This is a genomic window from Massilia sp. YIM B02763, from assembly GCF_030412015.1.
In the GTDB taxonomy this organism is placed as follows: Bacteria; Pseudomonadota; Gammaproteobacteria; order Burkholderiales; family Burkholderiaceae_D; genus Telluria.
The window spans coordinates 1-347 of the sequence record NZ_JASNRD010000066.1; the positions used below are offsets into that span (position 1 = coordinate 1).

1 rRNA gene is annotated in these 347 nt (G+C 51.3%); it reads right to left on the bottom strand.

The features are described from left to right. Window positions 1–347, bottom strand: a 16S ribosomal RNA gene (locus QPK32_RS26485); the annotation flags it as partial.

A 347-nucleotide genomic window follows, 5' to 3' on the forward strand; every position in this document is an offset into this window, starting at 1 on the left:
AGCAGGGCGGTGTGTACAAATGGCAGGGACGTAATCAGTACAAGCTGATGACTTGTGCCTACTAGGCATTCCTCATTCAAGGAGAATAATTGCAATCGTCGATCCTCATCACGATGCAAGTTCAAAAGATTTCCCACCCGCTTCCAGGTAGGTTGCCAGAAGGCACTCAGACTCGTTTATTGCATCAGTGTAGTGCGCGTGCAGCCTAGGACATTTAGGAGCATCACAGACCTGCTATTGGCTCGCTCTTCCGCGTGCTATAGACGCACACAGTCCCCTTAAGAAGTATTCCCACAGTCTCGTCCCACTCCAATCCAGCAAGCCGGCGGAGGTGAGACTACAGACGA